Here is a 24,496-nt window from a genome sequence, read left to right on the forward strand (position 1 = left end):
TAAATGATTTCATTACAAGATTATTTAGCTGGAGGAGAAACAACGATTTCAAATCTGCTATTACAAAATTATACAGCTATCGGCCTGTCTACCAATGAGTTTATGTTGTGGTTGCAACTATATTCTGCTCATCAGGCTGGAGAGGATTTTCCTAATTTAACAGTGATAGCTCAGAATATGGGGCATTCGATAGAAAATATTTATAAAGGTCTGAACAGTTTAGTTGAAAAAGGGTTTATTCAATTACAAACGGCGCAAGACGAACAAGGCCGTCAAAGTGATCATTATGATTGTATGCCTGCCTTTGAAAAATTAGCTTTATTAAAAGAGCGACAACGCTTCCAAATAGAGGAAGAAAATGATCTAGCTGCTCAAAAACGAATGTTGCGCTCTTTTGAGCAAGAGTTTGGCCGGCCACTATCACCGATTGAGTATCAAAAAATCGGCTATTGGGTAGATGAGGATCATTATTCTCCAGAGTTGATTCAATTAGCGCTGCAAGAAGCCGTTTTAAACCAAGCCTATAATTTTAAATATATTGAAACAGTCTTACAAAGTTGGGAAAAGAAAAATATTCGGTCAAAAGCTCAAGTTGAAGAAGAACAACGCCGACGTAAAAAAGTGTTATTGCAAAAAGAAGAACAGCAACAAACCGAAGATTTGCCTAAGGTTTCTTTGTATAATTGGCTAGAAAGGAAAGATCCGGATGCTTAGCAAAGAAAAGACAATGGAAGCGATGGAGCGGATGTATCAAATGTTTCCTGATGCTGTTGGAGAACTACATTCAGAGTCGCCATTTCAATTATTGATCGCAGTGATTTTGAGTGCCCAAGCGACCGATGTTTCTGTCAATAAAGCAACTCCTGCATTATTCGCAGCGTATCCGACACCGGAAGCATTGGCACAGGCACCTATGGAAGATGTTATTGCTAAGATCAAAACTATTGGCTTGTATCGCAATAAAGCTAAAAACATTAAAGCTTGTGCACAAATGCTATTAGATGATTTTGGTGGAATCGTTCCTGAATCTCGCGAGGAGTTGATCAAGTTACCTGGCGTTGGACGTAAGACTGCAAATGTAGTGTTAGGTGATGCGTTTGGAGTACCGGCAATTGCTGTTGATACCCATGTGGAACGAGTAACAAAACGACTACGTATTTGTAAATTAAGTGCTTCTGTAACGGAAGTCGAGTCAACACTTATGCGAAAAATTCCAAAAGAACTGTGGGTGAAAAGTCATCACACATTAATTTTTTTTGGGAGGTATCATTGTACTGCACGTGCACCTAAATGCACTATTTGCCCGCTACTTGATATGTGCCAAGAAGGAAAAGACCGTTTAAAAGCCGTTCGAAAGTAATTTCGAACGGCTTTTTCTAATCGCTATTATTTGATTGACCTTGAGCTGGCGTCGGTGTCTCTTCAGCAGAAGAAGAAGGTGTTGAAGGCGTCGGTGTCTCTTCAGCAGAAGAAGAAGGTGTTGTGACTGCCGGTGTTTCTTCGACAGCAGAAGAGGAGCTAGGAACAACTTCGCTGCTACTTGAAGGAACTGTTTCTGATTCTGAAATACTTGGTGTAGTAATTTCTTGATCAGTTATTGAACTGCTAGATTGACTGTAAGAATTATAATTATTATAGTATGAGCTTTGACTAGAATAATTAGATTGGCTTGGAACTGATAAAGCCCCTTTAACATATAGCTCATTTCCGATTCTTAACACATCGCTAGGCATCGTCCAATCCGTATTAGAAACATTTTGCGAGACATAACTCATCAATTCACGATAAACATCACTAGCAATCATATTGGATTGTGAGGTGATTGGTTCCATCCGATCATCATATCCCGTCCAAACAGATAATGAATAATGAGGAGTATATCCGGTAAACATCACATCAGGCGATACAGAATCATATTGTTGGATTTTCGCCAACTCATCATCGGTATAGTTAGAAGTTCCGGTCTTTCCAGCTTGAAACAGATTAGCAATTTGTGCATTTGTTCCTGTACCTTTTGAAATCACATCTTTTAACACATCTGTGATCATGTACGCTGTATAAGGTTCCATTGCTTTGGTTCCTTTACTTTCAAATGTTTGTTCTGATCCATCTTGATATTTGATTTTATTGATATATAGAGGTTCGTTATAAGTACCGCCATTAGCAAATGCAGCATAAGCGGCCGCCATTTTTTCAGTAGAGATCCCGTATTTGGAACCATCTTGTGTTTCAGTGTTACTGGAAATGGCATTGGCTTGCTGGATATCTTTATATTCGATTCCTAATTTATTTAAAAATTTAGTTACATTATCGGCACCGACTTCATTGAATAATTTCACTGCAGGGACATTTCGTGAGTCATAAAGTGCTTGACGTAATGTAATATTTCCTTGGTAACTATTATCCCAGTTTTTAACAGGGGTTGATGTGCCTTCATAATTATAAGCACTATCACTGATTCGGGTACCCGTTGATTTTTGTAAGTATTCAAACGCGGGTCCATAGTCTGTGACTGGCTTAACGGTTGAACCGAAATCACGATTAGTCGTAACAGCACGGTTCAAACCTAAATAAACATCATCCGCAATATTTCTTCCGCCGATTTGCGCATTTACTTGCCCGGTTTCGCTATCAACTAGTGTTGCGGCAACTTGTAGATTTTCGTCAGGATATTGAACATACTCATCACTGTTCACAATTTTATATAATTGTTCTTGAGCACTCATATCTAGGTTCGTGTAAATATCTAAACCATCGGTATAAACATTTTTTCCAGTTTTTGATTCTACTTGCGCAATAACTTCTTTCACATAATTATCTGTGACTTTTCGTTCTTGGTTATCTGTTTCTAACGGCTGTAATCCTTCGTCAATTGGTTCTTTGATTGCTTGGTCATATTCTTCTTGGGAGATCTTTTTGTTCGTCAGCATAGTATAAAGTACAGTATCTCTGCGATCCTTTGCGGCTTTTGGATGTTGATAAGGATCGTATGAATTTGGTGCTTGAGGCATTCCGGCAAGTAGGGCAGTCTGAGCAATACTTAAATGTTGTAATTCTTTGCCAAAATACGTTTCAGCTGCCGTTTCCATTCCGTAAAGACCATTGGCCATATAGACTTTGTTGATATAATAAGTCAAAATCTCTTGTTTTGAGTATTTTTTTTCTAATTTAATTGCCAGCCAAGCTTCTTGTGCTTTTCGCTTGATAGTTTGGTCGGAAGACTTCGTTGAGAAAAAGGATAGTTTGACTAATTGTTGTGTAAGGGTACTTCCGCCTTGTAACCCACCTTTATTAGTAATGTTATGAACTAATGACCCAGCGATTCGTACCGGATCCACACCATTATGTTTAAAGAAGCGCCGGTCTTCAACAGAAACGATCGCATCATCTAATTCTTGAGGAATCTTATCTGATTCGACTTTTTCTCTTTTTTCAGCACCTAAGTCTTCAAAAATATTCCCATCTTTATCGTAAAGTTTAGAAGATTGAGTTGCTCCAAGTTTTGCTTCACTTAATTTAGGTGCATCTTTAGCATAGAGGAAGAAAAGTCCCATGCCGGCAATGAGGATGACACAGAGCAAACCAATGAAGCCAATGGCTATTTTCAGCCCTAAAGAGCCGCCTTTTTTATTTTTTGCTTTCATTTTTTTACCTGGAGTGGTTCGCCTATTTTTTTGCGAACGAGAGGTATTAGACATTTGTTTGACTCCTTTTTTCAAGATATTTTTCAACCGCGATCAAATAGGGGATACGCGGTGCAATTTGTGGAACGATTTCGATGGCTTCATTTTCAATGATGGATAAAGGAATCGATTTTCTACCACTTTCTTGTTCGTTCCAATAGTTTATCAGGTTTTCTGCTGAAAGGAAAAAGCAACGATTTAGACTTGAAAACCACAATAAAACAAAGCAAATCGCTTGTTGATTCACACATTTCTGCATATGGGTGATCTGGTGTTGATGGAAGTTCTTTAAAGGAAAAGAAGTTTTATTTTTAGTTTCCTTTGCTTCAAAATCTAAGTGATAGCCACAATAGACGCCGTTATAATCTGTTGTTGAAGGTTGTCTGAAATAGGCTTCCTTAACAACAGCCGCACTTCTCTTAGGATAATCAACCTTGACGATTTGAAGTGGTGTTGGCTTTTTATGAACAACTGCCTTATCATGAGTTAAGTAGTACTCGTTACTCTGATTGATCGCCTCTTCAAAGTGCATCCCACGATTAGCAAATGTGGTTTCTTTTTGGAGAGCACGTCGAGCTGAATTTTTTTGGGGAAATGATTGCCCATTAGGATAATGAAAGGCCATTTTTTATCACACTCCTATCCAATATTATATCAAATTTTGTCCAAGATATTTTATTTTTAAGCGAAAGTAAGGAAAAAACAATGAAAGAAATAATAAAACGTTTGTATGTTACAGGTTATCAAAGCTATGAATTAGGAATTTTTAGCGAAAATGATCCACGCGTTCAAGTAATTAAGAATATTTTAAAAAGAGAATTAATTAATTTAATTGAAAATGGGTTGGAGTGGGTTATGATCAGCGGGAATCTAGGAACAGAAATGTGGGCTGGTCAAATTATCAAAGAATTAAAAGTGGACTATCCAGAAATTTCATTGGCAGTCATTCTTCCGTTTAAAGAATTTGGTAGTAATTGGAAAGAACCAAATCAATTATTATTAAGCGAATTAGTTCAAATAGCTGATTTTGTTGATTCAGTCAGCCATCAAACGTATCAAAACCCGCTTCAATTTAAAAATCATATCAATTTTTTATTGCAGCACACTGATGGGGCGTTAGTAGTCTATGATTCAGAATACCCAGGCAAGAGTAAATTTTTTTTAGCAGATGTAGAACGTTTTCAAGCTAAAAATTCTTATGATTTGTTTACAATTACCATGGATGACTTAGAAAATTACTCAGACTTTGGTGATAGTGTTTGATTTCCTCAGGTATATCGGCTAGAATGTATAAGAAAGCAAATTAAGTTAAGAGCTAATGAGGTGGAAAAATGGCGAATTTAATCTATACTCCGAATGTTATCTTGGAGCAAGAGTTTAAAACAAAAATGCGCGGTTACGATCCAATCGAAGTCGATGAATTTTTGGATAACGTAATCAAAGATTATGAGGCCTATAACAAAGATTTATTAATGTTAAAAGAAGAAAATGATCGTTTGAAAGCAAAAGTTGAACAATTATCAAAAGCTCAACCAGCTCCTTTACGCGTGAAAGAAGCTGCGCCTAAGAGTTCTGCAGTGACAAACTTTGACATTTTAAAACGCCTTTCAAATCTTGAAAGAGAAGTATTTGGAAAGAAACTTGATCAACAAGCCAACAACCAAACAGCTTCAGCTGATTTAAGTCAAAATTATACACAAGACGAAAGTGATATTGAAAAAACTCGTCAATTTTAAAACAAAAAATGAATGATGCAATTTTTGGGTGATCGCGGTTTGTTTTACGCAAGCTGAGGAAAGTCCATGCTCGCACAGGCTGAGATGTCTGTAGTGTTCGTGCTTAGCGAAAAAATAAGCTAAGGTACTTCTTAGGAAGTAACGGCAGAAAAAAAGGCTAAGGAGTAATCTATGCCTGAGTATTCTTGAAAGTGCCACAGTGACGAAGCATTTCGAGAAATCGGAATGGTGGAACGCGGTAAACCCCTCGAGCGAGCAACCCAAACTATGGTAGGGGCGCTTTTTCTAAGGAAATGAACGATGAAAGAGACGACAGTAATGTCGGAGATAGATGATTACCACGACGGTCACACTTCCCTGAGTTGATCGTCGTACAAAACATGGCTTACAGAAAATTGCAGCAATTCAGGGTGTACCTTCCAACTTTGTTGTGAAGGTTTTTTTATTGAAATAAGGAAGATCGAGCTAATGTCGGATCTCTTTTTATAACCACTAGATGGAATAAGGAGCTAATATGGAAAAACAATATAATCTAATCGCAACTGCCGCAGCGGGAATCGAAGCGTTGGTAGGAAAAGAATTAAAAAATTTAGGTATTGATTGCCAAGTAGAAAATGGCCGGGCGCGCTTTAAAGGGGATCTAGAAACAATCGCTACTGCCAATTTATGGTTGAGAACAGCTGACCGTGTTAAAATCGTTGTCGATGAATTCGATGCCTTTTCTTTTGATGAGCTTTTTGAAAAAGTAAAAGCTATTCCTTGGGAAGAATTTCTGCCGATGGATGCGGAATTCCCAGTAGCAGGACGTTCAATTAAGTCAAAACTTTATAGTGTACCGGATTGTCAATCAATCACTAAAAAAGCGATTGTCGAACGGTTACGTGAAGTGTATCATCGTCCAGCGCGTGTGCCATTACCTGAAACGGGTGCTTTCTTCCAATTGGAAGTCGCACTTTTAAAGGACCACGTTGTTTTGACAATCGATACAACTGGACCAAGTCTTTTCAAACGCGGATACCGGTTAGAAAAAGGTGGAGCACCGCTAAAAGAAAATATGGCAGCCGCTTTAGTCATGTTAACAAATTGGCGAAAAGACCGACCATTCTATGATCCGGTTTGTGGTTCAGGTACATTATGTATTGAAGCCGCACTGATTGGACATAATATCGCCCCTGGTTTTAACCGTGAATTTGCTTGTGAAGCCTGGGATTGGTTTGATCCTAAAGTTTTTGAAAAAGTCCGGGCAGCTGCAGATGAAGCAGCTGATTATGATATCGAATTAGATATCGCTGGTTCTGATATTAATGGTCGAATGGTCGAAATTGCTCGCGCAAATGCTGAAGAAATTGGATTAGGAGATTCAATTTCTTTCACACAACGAGCAGTAAAAGATTTCAAAACAGAAAAAGATTATGGTGTGATCGTTGCCAATCCTCCTTACGGCGAACGATTGGGAGAAGAAGAACAAGTCCGTGTCTTATATCGTGAGATGGGGGATGTGTTCCGTCCATTAAAAACTTGGAGTAAATATATTTTAACTAGTGATTTAGCCTTTGAAGAATTCTATGGAGCAAAAGCTACAAAAAAACGTAAACTATATAATGGCGCTATCCGTACTGATTTATTCCAATACTGGGGAGAGAGACCACCAAGAAAGCCTCGGACAGATGGAGAATAATAAATTAGTTGCTGTCCGTCAATATGCTTATGAAAAATTAGGTCAAGATCGAAGTGGTCATGATTTTTATCATGTCGAGCGAGTGGCTAAGATTGCTAAAAAATTAGCGGCTGAAGAAAATATCATTGATACCACTCTTATTCAAACAGCAAGTTATCTTCATGATGTCATTGATGACAAAGTGATAGAAAATGTTGAGAGTGAAAAAAGAGATCTTAAAAAGTTTTTAAAAAAACTTGAATTTTCTCGTGGCGATATCCAGGAAATATTATTTATTATTGAAAATATCTCTTATTCTAAAGAACTTGAATATGGAAAAGCTGAACTTTCTAGAGCTGGTAAAATCGTGCAAGATGCAGATCGAATAGAGGCCTTAGGGGCCATTGGTATTTTACGTACAGCTTATTACGGTGGGCATACTGAAAGTCCATTGTATGATCCAACTATAAAACCGAAAGAATTTGAAACAAAAGCAGAATATCGTGAGAAAAGTACTGTGATCAATCATTTTTATGAAAAATTATTCAAATTACCATTATCAATGAATACAGCAGCTGGTTTGAAAGAAGCCAATAAACGTGTGGAATTTATGGAAGAGTTTTTAAAAAGATTTTATAAAGAGTGGGAAGTTTAAAGAAATGTTAAGTAATATGCTTGTGATTTGTCTTTTTAGGACATTTTATTTCCCGAGCAACTCCTTTTTTTCTATAATGTATTCAAGTTAGGAGGAGCTCTGAATGTTACATCGTGAAGTATTGAGTCCCGAAGAAGTTTTAGAAAAGATACCCGACTTAGATGAGGGTGTATTTGCCATTCGTTGTGAGATGCCATTAAAGACCTATCAAATTATTTTATATAAATATCAAGAAGATTTTTTCTCGATTGAAAATCCTGCATTGCTTAATAGTCTACTAAGTAAAAGTGAATATGATTTTGGTAGTTCTGACCAATTGCTAGATAAAATTGAACTATCTTTCGAGGATAATCATTACGAACCAACCACTAAAGATTGGGTAACATTAGACTTAAACACATTAAAGTGTAAAGATAATGTTGAAATACAATTTTTTGATTTAGAAGAATAACAGGGTCCCTGTTATTCTTTTTTTCTGAATTGACGGAATAAATAGTAAAAATTGATTACACTTAAAACTGCTCCTAATATAAGCGGTACGATCAAGCGACCTTGACTATAACCAAAGTTTTTAGTGAAACTATCTGTTGAAGTAATCTGTACGACTGATTGGCTATAGTTATAAACTTGATAGCTGAAGGTTGTTAAAAAAACCGCTACTAAAGTTAAGACAAAACGGCGATAGTCAGTTTTTTTGGCTCTTTTAGCAAAATAAAAAATCATATAAATAATCATCAATCCGGCGGGAACGCCGAAAGCAAAAAGTGGGTTGAGCATAGGTGGATCCTCCTTGTTAATTATCAATTTGCGATGCATTTATTTTACCACACTCTATTAAAAATCCAGCTTGTTTCGAAAAGTTGGTAAGTAGTTTAGTTAAAATGAGGGATTTTAGTTTATGAGTAGTTATGTATTTCCAATCAAAGCCGCGGTATTGAGCTTTCCATTTTTAGCTATGCTGATAACAGCACCATTTTTGATTTATTATTATCGTAAATATGGTCAACTTGGGAAATTACGCAGCTTGATTTTATATTCATTTGTTTTTTATTTACTATGTATTTATTACTTAGTAATTTTACCTTTGCCGAGCATTGATACAGTAGCACAAATGACTGGACCACGATATGAATTACATTTATTTCAATCCTGGTATAATTTTCTGAATCAAACGGTTCTGCAAGTAAGTAACCCAAGTACTTATTTACCGGCCATGAAACAAAGTGTTTTTTTAGAACCTATATTTAATATTGCGTTATTGTTTCCTTTAGGCGTCTATTGTCGGTACTATTTTAAAATGTCACTACTTAAAACGATAGTGATCAGTTTTTGTGTTTCTTTGTTTTTTGAATTAACACAGCTGAGTGGACTTTACTTTATTTATCCTAGACCGTATCGCCTTTTTGATGTCAATGACTTACTGCACAATACAATCGGTGGGACGATTGGTTTTTTATGTGCACCATTATTTACGTTCTTTTTACCAACACGAAATGAGCTGGATTCAGAGTCTTTGGCCAAAGGACAAAAAGTTTCTTTATTACGTCGTTTTGTCGCCTTTATGATTGATTGGTTCGTGATTGGACTTGCGACGTCATTATTGAGTTTTATCCCAAACCCATTGCCAAACAAGTTGATTACGTTACTAAATTATTCTTTTGTTTCCTTTGTTTTAGAAGTGATCATTTATTTTATGGTACTGATGTATTGCTGGAATGGCCAAACGATTGGTAAAAAAGTTGTCCGGATTCAAGTTGTAGAAGAGGGACGGGAACATATTCGATTTATTTGTTTGGTAAAACGTTATAGCGCCTTTTATATTTTATTAAATGGCTTATTACAAATTTTTCAGTATACAATGACCCACCTGCCGCTCAATAACCACACGGTTTTTATTGCTTATGTGACATTTGGTTTTATTAGTTTAGGAATTTTACTTTTATTTCTATTCAACTTATTGTATGCTCTCATAAGAAGTAAAACCCGCCTATTCCATGATAAAGCGAGTCAAACGTATACGATTAGTACGTTAAAGAAAGAGGTATAACATGCGAACTTTTGAATCATTCAATTTTCAACCATTTATTCTTGAGTCGATTAAGGATAAAGGTTTTAGTGAACCAACTGCGGTTCAAGAAAAATTAATTCCCTTAATTAAAAAAGGAAAAAACGTTATCGGACAATCACAAACAGGTTCCGGTAAAACACATACATTCTTATTACCATTGATGGACAAGATTGATCCTAAAAAAGATGAAGTCCAAGTTTTGATCACAGCGCCAAGTCGTGAATTAGCGACTCAGATCTATCAAGCGGCGGTTCAAATTGCACAATTTTCAGCTGAAGAAATCCGAGTGACTAATTTTGTTGGCGGAACAGATAAACAACGCCAAATCGATAAATTAGGTTCACGTCAACCTCACGTTGTTATTGGGACACCAGGACGTATTTTAGACATGATGAATGAACAAGCTTTAAAAGTTCATACAGCAAATTATTTTGTAGTTGATGAAGCGGATATGACATTGGATATGGGCTTCTTACATGAAGTCGATCAAATCGCTGGACGTTTGCCAAAACACTTACAAATGTTAGTTTTCTCAGCAACGATTCCAGAAAAATTACGTCCATTCTTATTAAAATATATGGAAAATCCTGTCATTGAAGAAATCAAATCAAAAGCGGTTATTTCAGATACAATTGAAAATTGGTTGATCCCAACTAAGGGGAAAGACAAGAATCGTTTGATTTACGAATTGTTGACAATTGGTCAACCCTATTTAGCGATTGTTTTTGCAAATACAAAACAAAATGTTGATGAAATCAGCGACTATTTAAAAGCTAAAGGCATGAAAGTTGCTAAAATCCATGGTGGAATCACACCGCGTGAACGTAAACGAGTGATGCGTCAAGTTCAAAACTTGGAATATCAATATGTTGTCGCAACTGACTTAGCTGCTCGTGGGATCGATATTGAAGGTGTTTCTCATGTAATTAATGCAGAGATTCCTCAAGATTTAGATTTCTTTATTCACCGCGTCGGTAGAACAGGACGTAATGGCATGTCTGGAACAGCCATCACATTGTATAGTCCAAGTGATGAAAACAGCGTAAGCATGATCGAAAATCTAGGGGTTACTTTCCAACCAAAAGAAATCAAAAATGGTGAGATTTTAGATACCTACGATCGTAATCGTCGTAAAAAACGTGAAAAATCAAAAGATGAACTAGATCCAACATTAATTGGTTTAGTGAAAAAATCGAAGAAAAAAATCAAACCTGGTTATAAGAAAAAAATTGACCGCGCAATTTCTGAATCAAATAAACAAAAACGTCGTCAATCACGTCGTCAAGAAGAACGTGGCGCACGTAAAAATAAAAAACGATCAAATTCATAAACCAAAAAAACCTTGTATCCTTATTATTTGGATACGAGGTCTTTTTTCATTTTTACACAAGGAATGCCATCTTCTTCGAAAACAGCTGATGCAACTGAATAACCATTTCTCTCGTAAAAAGCTCGTGCGGTGATCTCTGCTGATAGCTTTGAAGTTGTACAATTTTCATTTAAAGCTCGTGTTTCAATTTCTAATAATAAAGCTGTTCCTAATCCTAAATTGCGGTAATCAGGATGGACACAAAGACGATCTGGATTCAAACAATTTTGCTCGAACTTTTGGTAACGAACAGTAGCGACCGGGAGAGGGCCATCAAAAATAACCAAGTATTCTCGATCGTTAGCGTCCAGTGGATCAAATTCTAAGTTTGGCAAAATTGATTGCTCCAATACAAAGACGAGATAGCGCAAATAGAAGGCTGACGCTTGAGTGCTTGGACTAGCATCAAATATTTTCTCCATCTAATTCCTCATTTCTATTGGATAATGGTATAATTTTAACATATGAGTGTTGGAGGAGGCAGAAAACATATGAACTTATTAGAACAATTGGATTGGTCATATTGGAAACGATTGACGCCAAAAGAAAAACGTACCCTATTAAGCCAACTTTTGCTTCATTTTGTGAACCCCTTAATGAAGATCACCGATATTGAATTAAAAGATTTTGAATTGTTTGGAATAAAATGTCAAACCTTTCAATTAGTTATCGATGACGAAGAATTCGTATTTGTACCCGGAAATCAAAAAGCAATCTTAGGCTGGAATCTGGGGACTAAGGGATTATCTTTGTTAGAAACAGCACCAAATTCTCATGAAATCACGATCCCTAAAGAATTACGTGGTCAGTATAATTTCTTTGACGTTGATTCCTTAGGAGAATTGATCAACGAGAAGACATCTAATTTACGTAAAGTTCAAATCCCCCCAATGTTCGTTCAGCGTCGGGCACTGCCAGCGGGAACGAATTATTTAGGGGTTTATGATTCTGTGACTGGAGGATTTGAAGGTGAAGCGGATCAATTTTCAACGATCGAAAAAGAAATCAAAGATGTTTTATCGCCTAATCTGACACCAGCAGAAAGTTTGACTTGGTCTTTTCCTAAAAATGTTTTATCAGATGGACAGTGGTATATTGAAATGATTCCTAATTCAGATTGTTATGCGGTCTACAACCACGAACGCCATACTTACGCTAGTTTGCGAAAAAAAATTCGTCGTAAAAATTTTGATTTATTGACTGAAGATCAGTGGGAATATGTAAACGGAGCAGGCAGCCGTCGTTTATTTCGTTGGGGAAATGATCTAGCAGTCAACGATCCTTATCGGGGCAAAAAAATCCAAAAAACGATGACAAAATCAAATATGTTTGGGTTGTATTTCGATACTTCAATGACTCGTTTTGAACTAACCGAAGATCCTGGCGTTTTAAAATTAAAAAATCAGCAAAATAATACAGGAATTCCAATCGTCGACTTTTTGCCGTTATCTACTTATTACGTGAATGATATGACGATGCTAAAAGAAGATGAAATTTTGGCGCCGAGTGAATATCTATACCGCAAGGTAATTTTAATCAATATCTAGTTTGACTTTTGTCTTAGTTTTTTCTATACTCTAAAAAGGATATGGTTTATTCTTTAACGCTCCCACAGAAAGTACACGATTGCTGAAAGCTGTACGTTGCGAAAGATAGATTGCTCCCAAAAAAACTTTGATTGAAAAATCAACGCTGCTCAGCGTTAACGAGATGAAGAGGTAATGATCAAACTATCATTGCAATCAAGGTGGTACCGCGAGTTTTCGTCCTTGACTGCAGTGGTAGTTTTTATTTTTTTGAAAAGAGGAGAATACATGAAAAAATTATCAAGCGCTGAAGTGCGCCAAATGTTCTTAGATTTCTTTAAATCAAAACAACACATGATCGAACCTAGTGCATCGTTGGTTCCTGTAAACGATCCAACTTTACTATGGATCAATTCAGGTGTTGCTACAATGAAAAAATATTTTGATGGAAGTGTCGTACCGGAAAATCCACGGATTGCGAACGCTCAAAAATCAATTCGGACAAATGACATCGAAAACGTTGGGAAGACTGCTCGTCACCATACAATGTTTGAAATGTTAGGAAATTTTTCGATCGGTGATTATTTCAAAGTTGAAGCAATCGAATGGGCTTGGGAATTTTTGACTTCTCCAGAATGGATCGGATTTGATCCTGATAAATTATATGTGACTGTCTATCCAGAAGATAAAGAAGCAAAACGTATTTGGCTTGAAGAAGTTGGAATCCCTGCGGATCACGTCGTAGAGATCGAAGACAACTTCTGGGATCTAGGAGCTGGTCCAAGTGGTCCGGATTCAGAAATTTTCTATGATCGTGGCGAATCATTCAATGATTTAGCTGAAGATGATCCTGAAAATTACCCTGGTGGCGAAAACGAACGTTACTTGGAAATTTGGAATCTAGTATTCTCAGAATTCAACCATACACCACAAGATACGTATGAACCATTGCCGCATCAAAACATTGATACGGGGATGGGCTTAGAACGAATGGTTTCGATCATTCAAGATGCACCAACTAACTTCGAAACAGATTTATTTTTACCAATCATTGGTAAAGTAGAAGAATTAAGTGGTAAAAAATATAGTGTGGACAAACAATTAGATGTTTCATTTAAAGTTATTGCTGACCACATTCGTTCATTAGCTTTCGCAATCGGAGATGGCGCTCTTCCTTCAAATGAAGGACGCGGTTATGTTTTACGTCGTTTATTACGTCGTGCAGTTATGCATGGTAAAAAACTGGGTATCGATCAAGCATTCTTGTATAAATTAGTTCCTGTAGTAGGTAACATCATGGTGAGCTATTACCCAGAAGTCAATCAACAAGAAGCTTTTATTGAGAAGGTCGTTCGTACGGAAGAAGAACGTTTCCACGAAACAATCAATGATGGTCTAACAATGTTGAACAATGTGTTAGCAGAATTGAAAACAAAAAATGAAACAACTTTAGATGGTAAAGTCATCTTCAAATTATATGATACATTTGGCTTCCCAGTTGAATTAACTGAAGAAGTCGCAGAAGATGAAGGACTTAAAGTCGACCATCAAGGTTTCGAAGTAGAGATGCAAGCACAAAAAGAACGAGCACGCGCAGCACGCTCAACAGAAAAATCAATGGGAGTCCAAACAGCATTGCTGGGAGACATCAAAGTTGAAAGCAAGTTCGTTGGTTATGATCATTTAGAAAGCGAAAGTGAATTATTAGTGGTCTTACAAAACGATGAATTGGTTTCTGTTGTCAATGAAGGCGAAGCACGTCTGATTTTCGCTGAAACACCTTTTTATGCTGAAATGGGTGGACAAATTGCCGATAAAGGGATCATCGTCGACCAAGCTGGTAAAATCATTGCGAACGTCACAGATGTTCAAAAAGCACCGAATGGTCAAGCGATGCATACGGTTGAAGTTCTTTCAGCTTTAAATGAAGGCGAAAAATACTTCTTACAAGTGAATGCTGCATTCCGGAATAAAGTCATCAAAAACCATACAGCGACCCATGTCTTGCATAAAGCTTTAAAAGAAATTTTAGGCGACCATGCAAACCAAGCCGGTTCATTAGTGACCGATAAACATTTACGTTTCGACTTCACTCACTTTGGCCAAGTTACGGCGGATGAGTTGAAGGAAATGGAAAAAATCGTCAACCAAAAAATTTGGGAAGCTATTCCAGTTGTAACGATTGAAACAGACATCGATACTGCTAAAAATATGGGGGCTATGGCACTCTTTGGTGAAAAATACGGTCACGATGTTCGGGTCGTAAATATTGGTGATTGGTCAATCGAACTTTGTGGGGGTACTCATGTAGCCAATACTGAAGACATTGGTTTATTCAAAATCGTTTCTGAGTCAGGTATCGGAGCGGGCGTACGCCGGATTGAAGCTTTGACGGGAAAAGAAGCATATGAAGCATTCCGTGAAGAAGAAGAGCAATTAGTTCAAGTAGCTCAAATCGTGAAATCACCTCAAATCAAAGAAGTGGTAAGCAAAACAGAACAATTGCAACAACAATTGCGTGAATTACAAAAAGAAAATGAACAATTAGCAACGAAATTAGCAAATCAACAAGCTGGCGATGTCTTCAAAGATGTGAAAGAAATCAATGGAACGACTGTGATTACTGCTCAAGTCAATGTTAAAGATATGAACCAACTTCGTCAATTAGCAGATCAATGGAAACAAAAATCGTTATCTGATGTCCTTGTATTAGGAACTGTTCAAGGCGAAAAAGTAAATCTATTAGCTGCGATGAGTCCTGAAGCAAATCAAAAAGGCCTGAAAGCTGGCGATTTGATCAAAGCAATCGCACCTAAAGTAGGCGGTGGCGGTGGTGGCCGTCCAGATATGGCGCAAGCCGGAGGTAAAAATCCAGCTGGATTAGCCGAGGCATTAGCAGAAGTAACCAACTGGTTAGCGTAAATAAATTCAAAAGAGCAGCCGCAACGTGCGGCTGCCTTTTTCGTATGAAAAACTTCACATTTGTCATAGCATGTTTCTTTCAAAGCATAGAGAGATTCTGTATAATTCTAAGTGAAATCATTTTGAAAAGAGGAATTTATTTGGGAATTGTTGAGCAAATCATTTGGCTGATTTTTATTGTCAATGCCTTAAGTGCGATCGTAACCGTATTTCGTAAACCAAGAAATATCACCACGATCTGGGCCTGGCTGTTAACCTTGATTTTTTTACCAGTTGTAGGTTTTTTGATCTATGCTTTTTGTGGCCGGGGAATCGATGGCGAAACGATGTATCGTTTTGAGCAAGAGGACGAGAAACGGGTGAAAGAAATCAATGAGATCATCCAAAAAGACAACCGTCATGTCGATTACAATGCACCGGATCAACTTTATCCAGCAGCCAATGCCTTAGTAAAATTCTTTAAAAATCTTGATGAATCGCCTTTATCGATTCGAAATGAAGTAGCGTTCTTTTTAAATGGAACAGATAAATTTGAACGATTGTTCGTTGACTTAAGAGCAGCAAAAAGTACGATTCATGTAGAATACTATGCTTTTTTTGATGATAAGATTGGGAATCGTTTTATGCGAATCTTAGAGGAAAAGGCAGCTGAAGGTGTAGAAGTTCGAATGATCTATGATCCTTGGGGCGCACCCAAAACCGATAAGAAGTTTTTTGAAACATTGATCAAGAACGGCGGGAAGGTCACTGCCTTCATCACTTCAAGAAATATTTTAGCGAAAACACGTTTAAATTATCATTTACATCGTAAAATAGTTGTTGTTGATGGCCAAATTGGTTGGACTGGCGGGTTCAATGTTGGCGATCAATACTTAGGAGAGTCTAAGCGCTTTGGCAATTGGCGCGATACACATGGTCGGATTGAAGGAACAGCGAGTTTTACGTTGCAAGAAATTTTTATCCGTGACTGGAACGCTTCGGTAAAAGACAAATCGCAACGGATGAGTTACTTACCAGAGTATTTTGTTTTGCCGGAAAAAGCGATCACTAAAGGTGTTGGGATGCAAATCGTAGCTGACGGTCCTGATACAGGAACTCAAGTAATTAAAGACGGTTTTGTTCGCTTGATTATGTCAGCAGAAAAAAGCGTTTGGATTCAAACGCCTTACTTAGTTCCTGATGAAACAATGATTTCTGCGATTTTGATCGCTGTACGATCAGGGATCGATGTTCGAATCATGATTCCGAACATGCCGGATCATCCATTCATCTATCGGGCGACTCAGTATTATGCAAACTACTTACATCAACGTGGAGTGAAGATTTATCATTATGCCGATGGATTTATTCATTCGAAAACAATGGTCGTAGATGATGAACTTGCGACTTTTGGTTCAACCAACCAAGATATCCGCAGCTACGAATTGAATTTTGAAGTCAGTAGCTTTATTTATGATCCTGAAATCGCTCAACTGTTCAAAAAAATATTTGAAGACGATATGCAAGACTGTATCCTGTTAACAGATCAAATAATTGCGGACCAATCAAGATGGCTGACTTTCAAGCAACAGTTCTCACGTTTATTATCACCAGTTTTATAATTTTTTACGTAAACCTTGGCGGGCAAGATTGTCCGCCCCTTTATTTTTTGCCTCAGGGATCCATTGCAGTACTAGCAGAGGAAAATGTGGAGATAATTCATTAAACTCTGATAAATATGGCAAAAATTGCTTGTTTTTTGTTTGTCCTTGGTCTAGAATTTTTATTGCAGTTTTACTATCTGAATACAACAAAACAGACTGCTCATTTAAACGATGGTCAATCAAGTAATGTAAGGCATAAATGATTACAGCCAATTCTGCTTGATGATTATTGTCTTCTGGTAAGGGAAGAGAGAGCTGTTTTTGTTTGTCTGAAATAATCAAGATGCCGCCGCCGCTTCTTTGCGTATTGGTTGCAGCATCCGTATAAACTTTTAGCATAAGTATCATCCTTTAATTAGAGTAGGAGCAGGTAAATGAAAAAAAAGCGTTATTTTTGGCAACCCGAACTATCCATTAGTATTATTTACTGGTCATTAACATTCATCATTCTATTTTATGGTTTGATTTTAACGCTTGAGAAGACTCATCCCTATTTACAAGGGAATATCTTTATTGGAATCTTTGTCGTCTTCTTGATCATGGGTTTCCATCGGTATCTAACCTTAGATAAATCAGGAGTCAAAGTTCGTTATATGCGCATATGGAGACTAGAAACAATCTCTCATGAGCATATAGATTATTTGATCGTGTGTAAAGATGGAATCGTGATTCAAAGAAAAGGCCTTAGTGGGGCAACTTTTCATTTTGCAATGAAGAAAAAAACGAAGAATACCTTTGTTAAAACGTTTGTCGACTATTTTCCTGAAATCGAAGTCAAAGAAATAAACGAAAAGATCAGCCGCAACTGATCCTTTCGTTTATTTTTTTTTCACATGCGCCGCTTGCATTCCGCGTGCGCCTTCGACAATTACAAATTCAACTTCGTCACCAGGCTCTAGAGTTTTAAATCCATTTTCTTCAATAGCAGTAAAGTGAACAAAAACTTCTTGGGTTTCTTCATAGCCGATAAAGCCATAACCTTTTTTTTCATCAAACCATTTGACAACGCCATTATTCATTACAAACACTCCTTTGCAATTGCTGGTTTTATTATACGTGATGAAAACAAAAAATGCGAATCTATAAGTTTGCAATCTTGAGTAGTGTTTTTCTTTCAGCAATTCGTTATAATAAAGTGAACGAATAAAAAAGTATATTTTTCTGAGTAATGTTCGGGAAAGGGAGTTTTTATGAAAACTGATATTGAAATATCTCAAGCAACGAAATTAGCACCTATTACGGAGGTCGCTGAGAAAATTGATTTAACTTTTGATGATCTGGAATTACATGGCAAATACAAAGCAAAGATTGAATTTGCTGCATTGGATCGAATGAAAGAAAATCCAGAAGGAAAATTGATTCTTGTAACTTCAATCAATCCCACTCCGGCCGGCGAGGGTAAATCTACCGTTACAGTTGGTTTAGGCGATGCACTAAACAAAATTGGAAAAAAAGCAGTGATTGCATTACGTGAACCATCTTTAGGTCCTGTTATGGGAATTAAAGGTGGCGCTGCAGGAGGCGGTTATGCTCAAGTATTGCCAATGGAAGATATCAATCTTCACTTTACAGGCGATATGCATGCCATCACAACAGCAAACAATGCGCTATCTGCTTTATTAGACAACCATATCCACCAAGGAAATGAATTGAACATTGATGCTCGTCGAGTGATTTGGAAACGAGCAGTTGATTTAAATGATCGTGAATTACGTTTTATTACAGTTGGCTTAGGTGGTCCAATCAATGGTGTACCAAGAGAAGACGGTTTTGATATTACAGTAGCAAGTGAAATCATGGCGATTTTATGTTTAGCGACTGGAATCAAAGACTTAAAACGACGGTTATCAAATATCGTTGTCGCTTATACATTTGATCGTGAACCAGTTACAGTAGGTGATTTACGAGTTGAGGGCGCGTTAGCTTTAGTATTAAAAGATGCCATCAAACCTAATTTAGTTCAAACGATTTACCAAACACCTGCCTTTGTTCACGGAGGACCGTTTGCTAATATCGCTCATGGCTGTAATAGTATTTTAGCGACTCGAGCAGCGCTGCACAGCGGTGATTATGTAGTGACAGAAGCTGGATTCGGTGCGGATCTAGGCGCTGAGAAATTTTTAGATATCAAAGTCCCAAATCTAGGAAAAGCTCCAGATGCAATCGTGATCGTAGCAACCATTCGTGCCTTGAAAATGCATGGCGGCGTACCGAAAACAGAATTGAGCGCTGAAAATACAGCTGCATTAACAGCTGGTTTTAGTAATTTAGCCAAACATATCAGTAATATGCGTAAATATGGTGTCCCAGTAGTAGTAGCAATCAATGAATTTATCAGTGATACTGAAAAAGAAATTACGCTACTAAAAGAATTATGTGAAAAAGAAAATGTTAAAGTTGAGTTAGCAAGTGTTTGGGAAAAAGGTCCAGACGGTGGGATCGAATTAGCTCAAACAGTGGTGGAAACGATCGATACTGAAGAAAGCAAGTATCATTCGATCTTTACACATGAAGATGATGACTTAACTGAAAAAATCGAAACCATTGTTCAAGAAATTTATGGCGGAAACGATGTAATTTATACCAAAAAAGCGCAACAACAATTAGCGACCTTCAAAAAATATGGTTGGGATCGTTTACCGGTCTGCATGGCAAAATCGCAATATTCATTATCGGATGACCCAAGTAAGTTAGGCGCTCCAAGTGATTTTGATGTGACGATTCGCGAACTTGTTCCTAAATTGGGAGCCGGATTTATCGTGGCTTTGACGGGCGATGTAATGACGATGCCAGGATTACCAAAAAAACCAGCTGCCTTAAAAATGGATGTTGACGAACAAGGTAATGCGATCGGTTTATTTTAAAAAAATTTTTTTCAGAGGAATTGCTATAAAGAATCTTTTTTATCCTTAAGTAAAAGACGTTGGATCATTTGTCCATCGTCTTTTTTTGATGTTTCAGGCTTTCCATTGGTCTTTTTTTCACTTATACTGAAGCTATCGGACTGGTTAGTTATTTTTCCGATTTACAACAAGGAATCGCGTGGAATTACCAGCTTCAAAAAGAGCGATCATCGTATCTTTAAGACAAAGGAGTGCTAAGATGGGAGAACGTGCAGATACATTTTTAGGAGCATTCAATCGAATTGAAAAAGAACTTAAGCGCCAATTAGGAAATCCAATCAATATGAGCTTCAGCGAAGCCGTTCGACGTTTATCAAAACGCAAAGACAATTTAATCGGTGAGAATGAAAATGATCTATTACAATTGGCTCAATTACGTAATGCAATTGTTCATGATCAAATTTCAGAAGATTTTGTGATCGCTGAACCTAATGAATGGGCGGTTCGCCAAATTGAGAAAATCGAAAATAATTTATTGCGGCCTGAAAAAGTTTTGCCGCGTTTCGGAAAAAATGTGACTGGCTTCGAGCAGGATCTGCCTTTAGTTGAAATTATGAAAATCATCAATGAAAAACGATTTTCGCAATTTCCAGTCTATGATTCAGGGGAATTTATGGGTTTGATCACATTGCGAACGATTGGTTTTTATTTTGCCCAGGAAAGCTTGTCCGGCTCAGTTAGCCTAAAAGGGCGTGTTGCCAAAGATTTGATTTCAGCAAATGGCAAGCGGGTCAATTTTAAATTTGTCTCAGCCGATACCAACGTTTCTGAAGTCGAAAAAATGTTTCGGACCGAGGGTATTTTGGAAGCAATCTTAATCACTGAACACGGAAATTCTGACGGAAATCTTTTAGGGATCATTCGTCCGCGAGATATTTATAGTCAAGAAGGGGAGCAATAAGGTTGTTAATTATTTACTTGTTATTAAGTGCGGGAATCATCGCCCTTGATCAATGGTTCAAATGGTGGATCGTTAATCAATATAGTTTTGGTGAAAGTCAAACGATCATTCCAAATGTGTTATCATTGACACATATTCGTAATACAGGAGGCGCGTTTAGTCTATTTGAAGGGCAACAAGTCTTTTTTATTTTAATTACGGTTGTAGCGGTCGTTGCGGTAATGTATTATTTAGTCAAACACTTGAATGGCAGCAAGTGGCTGACATTAGGTTTAAGCTTTTTCTTAGCAGGAGCGATTGGAAATTTTATTGATCGTTTTCGGTTAGGATATGTGGTGGATATGTTCCGATTGGATTTTATTAATTTTCCAATTTTTAATATCGCAGACATGTCATTGGTTGTAGGAGTAATCATGATTTTTATTTATATTTTATTAGATGAGAGAGACAAAAAAAATGGATAATCAAATTGAAGTAATTATTAAAGACGAAAAAGGTCGAATCGATAAAGTGTTGAACGAACGTTTGGCAGATTTTTCACGTTCGCAGATCCAACAATGGATTAAAGAACAGCATGTATCGATCGATCATAAAGTAATCAAAGCAAATTATAAAGTTAGTGCTGGAGACAAAATCGTTATCGAGATTCCAGAACCAGAAGAATTAGATCTAGTCCCTGAAAATTTAAACCTAGCCATCGTTTATGAAGATGATGATGTGGTAGTAGTAAACAAGCCTCAAGGAATGGTGGTTCATCCATCAGCTGGACATCCTAATGGTACATTGGTCAATGGTTTATTATATCAAGTCAAAAATTTATCAACAATCAACGATGTCGTACGTCCAGGAATCGTTCATCGAATCGATAAAGATACTTCAGGGTTATTGATGGTCGCCAAAAATGATCATGCCCACGAATCGTTGGCGCAACAATTAAAAGATAAAACATCTTTACGTAAATATGTCGCATTAGTCCACGGAGAGATCCCTCACGAAAAAGGTCGTATCGAGGCCCCAATCGGACGTTCAAAAGTCAATCGTAAAATGCAGGCAGTTATTGAAGGTGGGAAACCCGCAGTCACTCATTTCGAAGTGTTGAAACGATTTGAAGGTTTTACTTTAATTGAATTGCAACTGGAAACAGGACGCACCCATCAAATCCGTGTTCATATGCAATATATTGGTTATCCAGTAGCAGGAGATCCTTTATACGGTCCTAAAAAAACGCTAAAAGGAAATGGACAATTCCTACATGCCAAATTATTAGGGTTTGAACATCCAACAACAGGCGATTCAATGGTTTTTGAAGCCCCATTGCCAGAAATTTTCGAAAAAACTTTGGCAACTTTACAAGAAAAAGATTGATTTCTGTTTTTGAGAATAGTATAGTGTCTGTAAGCAAGAAATAAATAACTGAATATGATCCTTTAAGAGTAGTCCCGTGAGGCTAAGAAGGAACCCGATAGATGTTTGGACTAGGTGCGCCTAGGTGAACACTATTCATTTGACGAAGTCGATAACATTCCTCCTACCTAACTACGGGTAGGAGTTTTTTTATTGCCAAAAACAAGGAGGAAACAGGATGTATAAAAAAGAAGTTGTAGATGAAGTAACGATGAAACGAGCGTTGACTCGGATTACTTATGAAATTATCGAACGCAATAAAGGGGTTCAAGATATCGTATTGATTGGAATCAAAACACGTGGAATTTTTATTGCTCAAAGAATCGCAGAACGATTAAAACAACTAGAACACATTGAAGTTCCTGTTGGAGAATTAGATATTACTTTGTATCGTGATGATAAAAAAGCAGAAGAAGATGAGCCTGAATTACATTCATCAGATATTCCATTTTCAATCGAAGGAAAAGAAGTGATCTTAGTTGATGATGTTTTGTTCACCGGCAGAACAATTCGTGCAGCACTTGATGCAGTCATTGACTTAGGAAGACCTAATCGAATCTCGCTAGCAGTCTTAGTCGATCGAGGACATCGTGAATTACCGATTCGTGCTGATTATGTCGGGAAAAATATTCCAACAGCTTTGACAGAAGAAATCATTGTTGAAGTGGAAGAAAATGACGGACAAGACCGCATCTTGATTCAAAAAGAAGACTAAAAATTGTTTAGTAACTGGAAAGAGGAAGTTGAATGGAAAAATTTCATAATGATGACGTTGTTTTAGATATCCACGATCGTCCAAGCACAGGACACTGGGTAGGTTTAAGTATCCAACATTTATTTACAATGTTTGGTGCAACGGTTTTAGTACCGATCTTAGTTGGGATCAATCCTAGTATCGCCTTAGTCAGTTCAGGACTAGGAACGTTGGTTTACTTAACTGTAACTAAAGGAAAAATCCCCGCATACTTAGGAAGCAGCTTCGCCTTTATCGCAGCCATGAAGTTATTGATGAAATCAGATGGTTATCCAGCAGTTGCTCAAGGGGCAGTAACTTGCGGACTAGTTTACTTGATCGTATCCTTCGTGATCCGCAAAATCGGATCGGGCTGGTTAGACAAAATTTTACCGCCGATCGTAGTTGGTCCAGTAGTAATGGTCATCGGATTAGGTTTAGCTGGAAATGCTGCTCAAAATGCGATGTACAACAATGGCGAATATAACTTTAAATATGTGTTGGTCGCCTTGATCACATTAGCATTAACGATTTTCTTCAATATGTTTTTAACCGGCTTCATGGGCTTGATCCCGATCTTATTAGGAATTGTTAGCGGATATATTACCGCGATGCTTTTTGGAATTATTGATTATCAACCAATTATAGAAGCGAAATGGTTAGCGATGCCGGCGTTCAGTGTGCCTTTTATCAACTATCAACCAAAACTTTATATTAGTGCAATCACAACAATGGCACCTATCGCCTTTGTAACGATGACAGAACATATCGGTCACTTGATGGTTTTAAACAAATTAACGAAACGTAACTTTTTCGACGATCCAGGTTTGGATCGCACATTAATGGGAGACGGACTAGCACAAATCGTCGCTGGTTTTGTTGGAGGACCTCCGGTAACAAGTTACGGAGAAAATATCGGTGTCCTTGCTATCACTAAAGTCCATAGTGTGTTCGTCATCGGTGGGGCCGCAGTATTGGCAGTTTGTTTAGGATTTGTCGGAAAACTAAGTGCTTTGATTTTAAGTATCCCAGGGCCAGTCATCTCAGGAATCAGCTTTGTCTTATTCGGAGTAATCGCAGCGAGCGGACTTAAAATCTTGATTGAAAACAAAATAGACTTTGACCGCAAAAAGAATTTATTGATTGCTTCTACGATCTTAGTAATCGGCATCGGCGGTTTGGTTTTTGAAGCAGGTACATTCACTTTATCATCAATGGCTTTAGCAACAGTACTAGGAATCATCTTAAACTTGGTTTTACCAGAACAAGCACGAAGCGAAAAATAAAACACAGCTA

Annotated in this window: 25 protein-coding genes and 1 other RNA gene; 20 read left to right on the forward strand and 6 right to left on the reverse strand. The window is 37.4% G+C overall.

Features of this window, described 5'->3' with window-relative positions:
• Nucleotides 1-3: 3 nt before the first annotated feature.
• Nucleotides 4-714: a DnaD domain protein gene (locus tag ACKTSC_RS04840; protein ID WP_407856990.1), complete on the forward strand. Its 711-nt coding sequence runs from the start codon at nt 4-6 to the stop codon at nt 712-714.
• Nucleotides 707-1,360: an endonuclease III gene (gene nth, locus ACKTSC_RS04845; RefSeq protein ID WP_407855789.1), complete on the forward strand. Its 654-nt coding sequence runs from the start codon at nt 707-709 to the stop codon at nt 1,358-1,360. Before ACKTSC_RS04840 ends, nth begins: the two co-directional genes overlap by 8 nt.
• A gap of 16 nt (nt 1,361-1,376) precedes the next feature.
• Here the strand turns inward: nth and ACKTSC_RS04850 are convergent, their stop codons facing one another.
• Nucleotides 1,377-3,698, reverse strand: coding sequence for a PBP1A family penicillin-binding protein (locus tag ACKTSC_RS04850; RefSeq protein ID WP_407856991.1), 2,322 nt, complete (start codon nt 3,696-3,698; stop codon nt 1,377-1,379).
• Nucleotides 3,691-4,308 carry a Holliday junction resolvase RecU gene (recU, locus tag ACKTSC_RS04855; RefSeq protein ID WP_407856992.1) on the reverse strand — a complete coding sequence of 206 codons (618 nt, stop codon included), beginning with the start codon at nt 4,306-4,308 and terminating at the stop codon, nt 3,691-3,693. Before recU ends, ACKTSC_RS04850 begins: the two co-directional genes overlap by 8 nt.
• An 80-nt stretch (nt 4,309-4,388) precedes the next feature.
• On the opposite strand from recU, the gene ACKTSC_RS04860 reads away from it, so the two are divergent.
• The 6 genes from ACKTSC_RS04860 to ACKTSC_RS04885 all read left to right on the forward strand — a co-directional run bounded on the left by ACKTSC_RS04860 (nt 4,389) and on the right by ACKTSC_RS04885 (nt 8,182).
• Nucleotides 4,389-4,946: an SLOG family protein gene (locus ACKTSC_RS04860; protein WP_332580470.1), complete on the forward strand. Its 558-nt coding sequence runs from the start codon at nt 4,389-4,391 to the stop codon at nt 4,944-4,946.
• Between the two features lie 68 nt (nt 4,947-5,014).
• Nucleotides 5,015-5,419 (forward strand): cell division regulator GpsB, encoded by a 405-nt coding sequence (gpsB, locus tag ACKTSC_RS04865; RefSeq protein WP_407856993.1) that lies wholly within the window; start codon nt 5,015-5,017, stop codon nt 5,417-5,419.
• A gap of 20 nt (nt 5,420-5,439) precedes the next feature.
• An RNA gene (rnpB, locus tag ACKTSC_RS04870) (RNase P RNA component class B) lies at nt 5,440-5,812 on the forward strand.
• A 121-nt stretch (nt 5,813-5,933) separates the two neighbouring features.
• Nucleotides 5,934-7,097 carry a THUMP domain-containing class I SAM-dependent RNA methyltransferase gene (locus tag ACKTSC_RS04875; protein WP_407856994.1) on the forward strand — a complete coding sequence of 388 codons (1,164 nt, stop codon included), beginning with the start codon at nt 5,934-5,936 and terminating at the stop codon, nt 7,095-7,097.
• Complete coding sequence (locus tag ACKTSC_RS04880; protein ID WP_407856995.1) at nt 7,087-7,731, forward strand: HD domain-containing protein; 645 nt, start codon at nt 7,087-7,089, stop codon at nt 7,729-7,731. Before ACKTSC_RS04875 ends, ACKTSC_RS04880 begins: the two co-directional genes overlap by 11 nt.
• 103 nt (nt 7,732-7,834) lie before the next feature.
• Complete coding sequence (locus ACKTSC_RS04885) at nt 7,835-8,182, forward strand: hypothetical protein (protein WP_407856996.1); 348 nt, start codon at nt 7,835-7,837, stop codon at nt 8,180-8,182.
• An 11-nt stretch (nt 8,183-8,193) separates the two neighbouring features.
• Here the strand turns inward: ACKTSC_RS04885 and ACKTSC_RS04890 are convergent, their stop codons facing one another.
• Nucleotides 8,194-8,508, reverse strand: coding sequence for a hypothetical protein (locus tag ACKTSC_RS04890; RefSeq protein ID WP_332580465.1), 315 nt, complete (start codon nt 8,506-8,508; stop codon nt 8,194-8,196).
• A 121-nt stretch (nt 8,509-8,629) separates the two neighbouring features.
• Between ACKTSC_RS04890 and ACKTSC_RS04895 the strand changes: the two genes are divergently transcribed.
• Together ACKTSC_RS04895 and ACKTSC_RS04900 are read left to right on the forward strand one after the other, a co-directional pair.
• Nucleotides 8,630-9,778 carry a VanZ family protein gene (locus ACKTSC_RS04895; RefSeq protein ID WP_407856997.1) on the forward strand — a complete coding sequence of 383 codons (1,149 nt, stop codon included), beginning with the start codon at nt 8,630-8,632 and terminating at the stop codon, nt 9,776-9,778.
• Between the two features lies 1 nt (nt 9,779).
• Nucleotides 9,780-11,129, forward strand: coding sequence for a DEAD/DEAH box helicase (locus ACKTSC_RS04900; RefSeq protein WP_407856998.1), 1,350 nt, complete (start codon nt 9,780-9,782; stop codon nt 11,127-11,129).
• Nucleotides 11,130-11,152: 23 nt separating this feature from the next.
• On the opposite strand, the gene ACKTSC_RS04905 is transcribed toward ACKTSC_RS04900, so the two are convergent.
• Entirely contained in the window at nt 11,153-11,590 is a 438-nt protein-coding gene (locus ACKTSC_RS04905) for a GNAT family N-acetyltransferase (RefSeq protein WP_407856999.1), read from the reverse strand.
• A 69-nt stretch (nt 11,591-11,659) separates the two neighbouring features.
• On the opposite strand from ACKTSC_RS04905, the gene ACKTSC_RS04910 reads away from it, so the two are divergent.
• The 3 genes from ACKTSC_RS04910 to cls all read left to right on the forward strand — a co-directional run bounded on the left by ACKTSC_RS04910 (nt 11,660) and on the right by cls (nt 17,217).
• Nucleotides 11,660-12,715 (forward strand): DUF7278 family profilin-like fold-containing protein, encoded by a 1,056-nt coding sequence (locus ACKTSC_RS04910; protein ID WP_407857000.1) that lies wholly within the window; start codon nt 11,660-11,662, stop codon nt 12,713-12,715.
• A gap of 267 nt (nt 12,716-12,982) precedes the next feature.
• The gene (gene alaS / locus ACKTSC_RS04915; RefSeq protein WP_407857001.1) at nt 12,983-15,616 is read left to right on the forward strand and encodes an alanine--tRNA ligase; all 2,634 of its coding nucleotides are present in this window, start codon (nt 12,983-12,985) and stop codon (nt 15,614-15,616) included.
• A 140-nt stretch (nt 15,617-15,756) separates the two neighbouring features.
• Nucleotides 15,757-17,217: a cardiolipin synthase gene (gene cls, locus ACKTSC_RS04920; RefSeq protein ID WP_407857002.1), complete on the forward strand. Its 1,461-nt coding sequence runs from the start codon at nt 15,757-15,759 to the stop codon at nt 17,215-17,217.
• Here cls and ACKTSC_RS04925 read toward each other — a convergent pair.
• Complete coding sequence (locus ACKTSC_RS04925) at nt 17,212-17,598, reverse strand: ribonuclease HI family protein (RefSeq protein ID WP_332580613.1); 387 nt, start codon at nt 17,596-17,598, stop codon at nt 17,212-17,214. The genes cls and ACKTSC_RS04925 overlap by 6 nt on opposite strands.
• Nucleotides 17,599-17,633: 35 nt before the next feature.
• Here ACKTSC_RS04925 and ACKTSC_RS04930 point away from each other — a divergent pair, with 35 nt between their 5' ends.
• Entirely contained in the window at nt 17,634-18,068 is a 435-nt protein-coding gene (locus ACKTSC_RS04930) for an EbsA family protein (protein WP_407857003.1), read from the forward strand.
• 9 nt (nt 18,069-18,077) lie between these two features.
• On the opposite strand, the gene ACKTSC_RS04935 is transcribed toward ACKTSC_RS04930, so the two are convergent.
• A complete protein-coding gene (locus ACKTSC_RS04935; protein WP_332580615.1) occupies nt 18,078-18,278 on the reverse strand; it encodes a cold shock domain-containing protein in 201 nt (66 codons plus the stop codon).
• A gap of 171 nt (nt 18,279-18,449) precedes the next feature.
• On the opposite strand from ACKTSC_RS04935, the gene ACKTSC_RS04940 reads away from it, so the two are divergent.
• The 6 genes from ACKTSC_RS04940 (at nt 18,450) to ACKTSC_RS04965 (ending at nt 24,486) form a co-directional block, all read left to right on the forward strand.
• Nucleotides 18,450-20,123, forward strand: coding sequence for a formate--tetrahydrofolate ligase (locus tag ACKTSC_RS04940; RefSeq protein WP_407857004.1), 1,674 nt, complete (start codon nt 18,450-18,452; stop codon nt 20,121-20,123).
• A gap of 238 nt (nt 20,124-20,361) precedes the next feature.
• The gene (locus ACKTSC_RS04945) at nt 20,362-21,063 is read left to right on the forward strand and encodes a CBS domain-containing protein (protein WP_407855776.1); all 702 of its coding nucleotides are present in this window, start codon (nt 20,362-20,364) and stop codon (nt 21,061-21,063) included.
• Between the two features lie 2 nt (nt 21,064-21,065).
• Entirely contained in the window at nt 21,066-21,527 is a 462-nt protein-coding gene (lspA, locus tag ACKTSC_RS04950) for a signal peptidase II (RefSeq protein ID WP_407855775.1), read from the forward strand.
• Nucleotides 21,520-22,428: an RluA family pseudouridine synthase gene (locus ACKTSC_RS04955; RefSeq protein ID WP_332580619.1), complete on the forward strand. Its 909-nt coding sequence runs from the start codon at nt 21,520-21,522 to the stop codon at nt 22,426-22,428. Before lspA ends, ACKTSC_RS04955 begins: the two co-directional genes overlap by 8 nt.
• A 217-nt stretch (nt 22,429-22,645) precedes the next feature.
• On the forward strand, nt 22,646-23,182 hold the full coding sequence (pyrR, locus tag ACKTSC_RS04960; protein ID WP_332580620.1) for a bifunctional pyr operon transcriptional regulator/uracil phosphoribosyltransferase PyrR: 537 nt from the start codon (nt 22,646-22,648) through the stop codon (nt 23,180-23,182).
• Between the two features lie 32 nt (nt 23,183-23,214).
• Nucleotides 23,215-24,486, forward strand: a complete 1,272-nt coding sequence (locus ACKTSC_RS04965; RefSeq protein ID WP_407857005.1) for a solute carrier family 23 protein — start codon at nt 23,215-23,217, stop codon at nt 24,484-24,486.
• The last annotated feature ends 10 nt before the right edge of the window (nt 24,487-24,496 follow it).

It is taken from the genome of Enterococcus hailinensis, from assembly GCF_045862035.1.
Classification (GTDB): domain Bacteria; phylum Bacillota; class Bacilli; order Lactobacillales; family Enterococcaceae; genus Enterococcus_A; species Enterococcus_A hailinensis.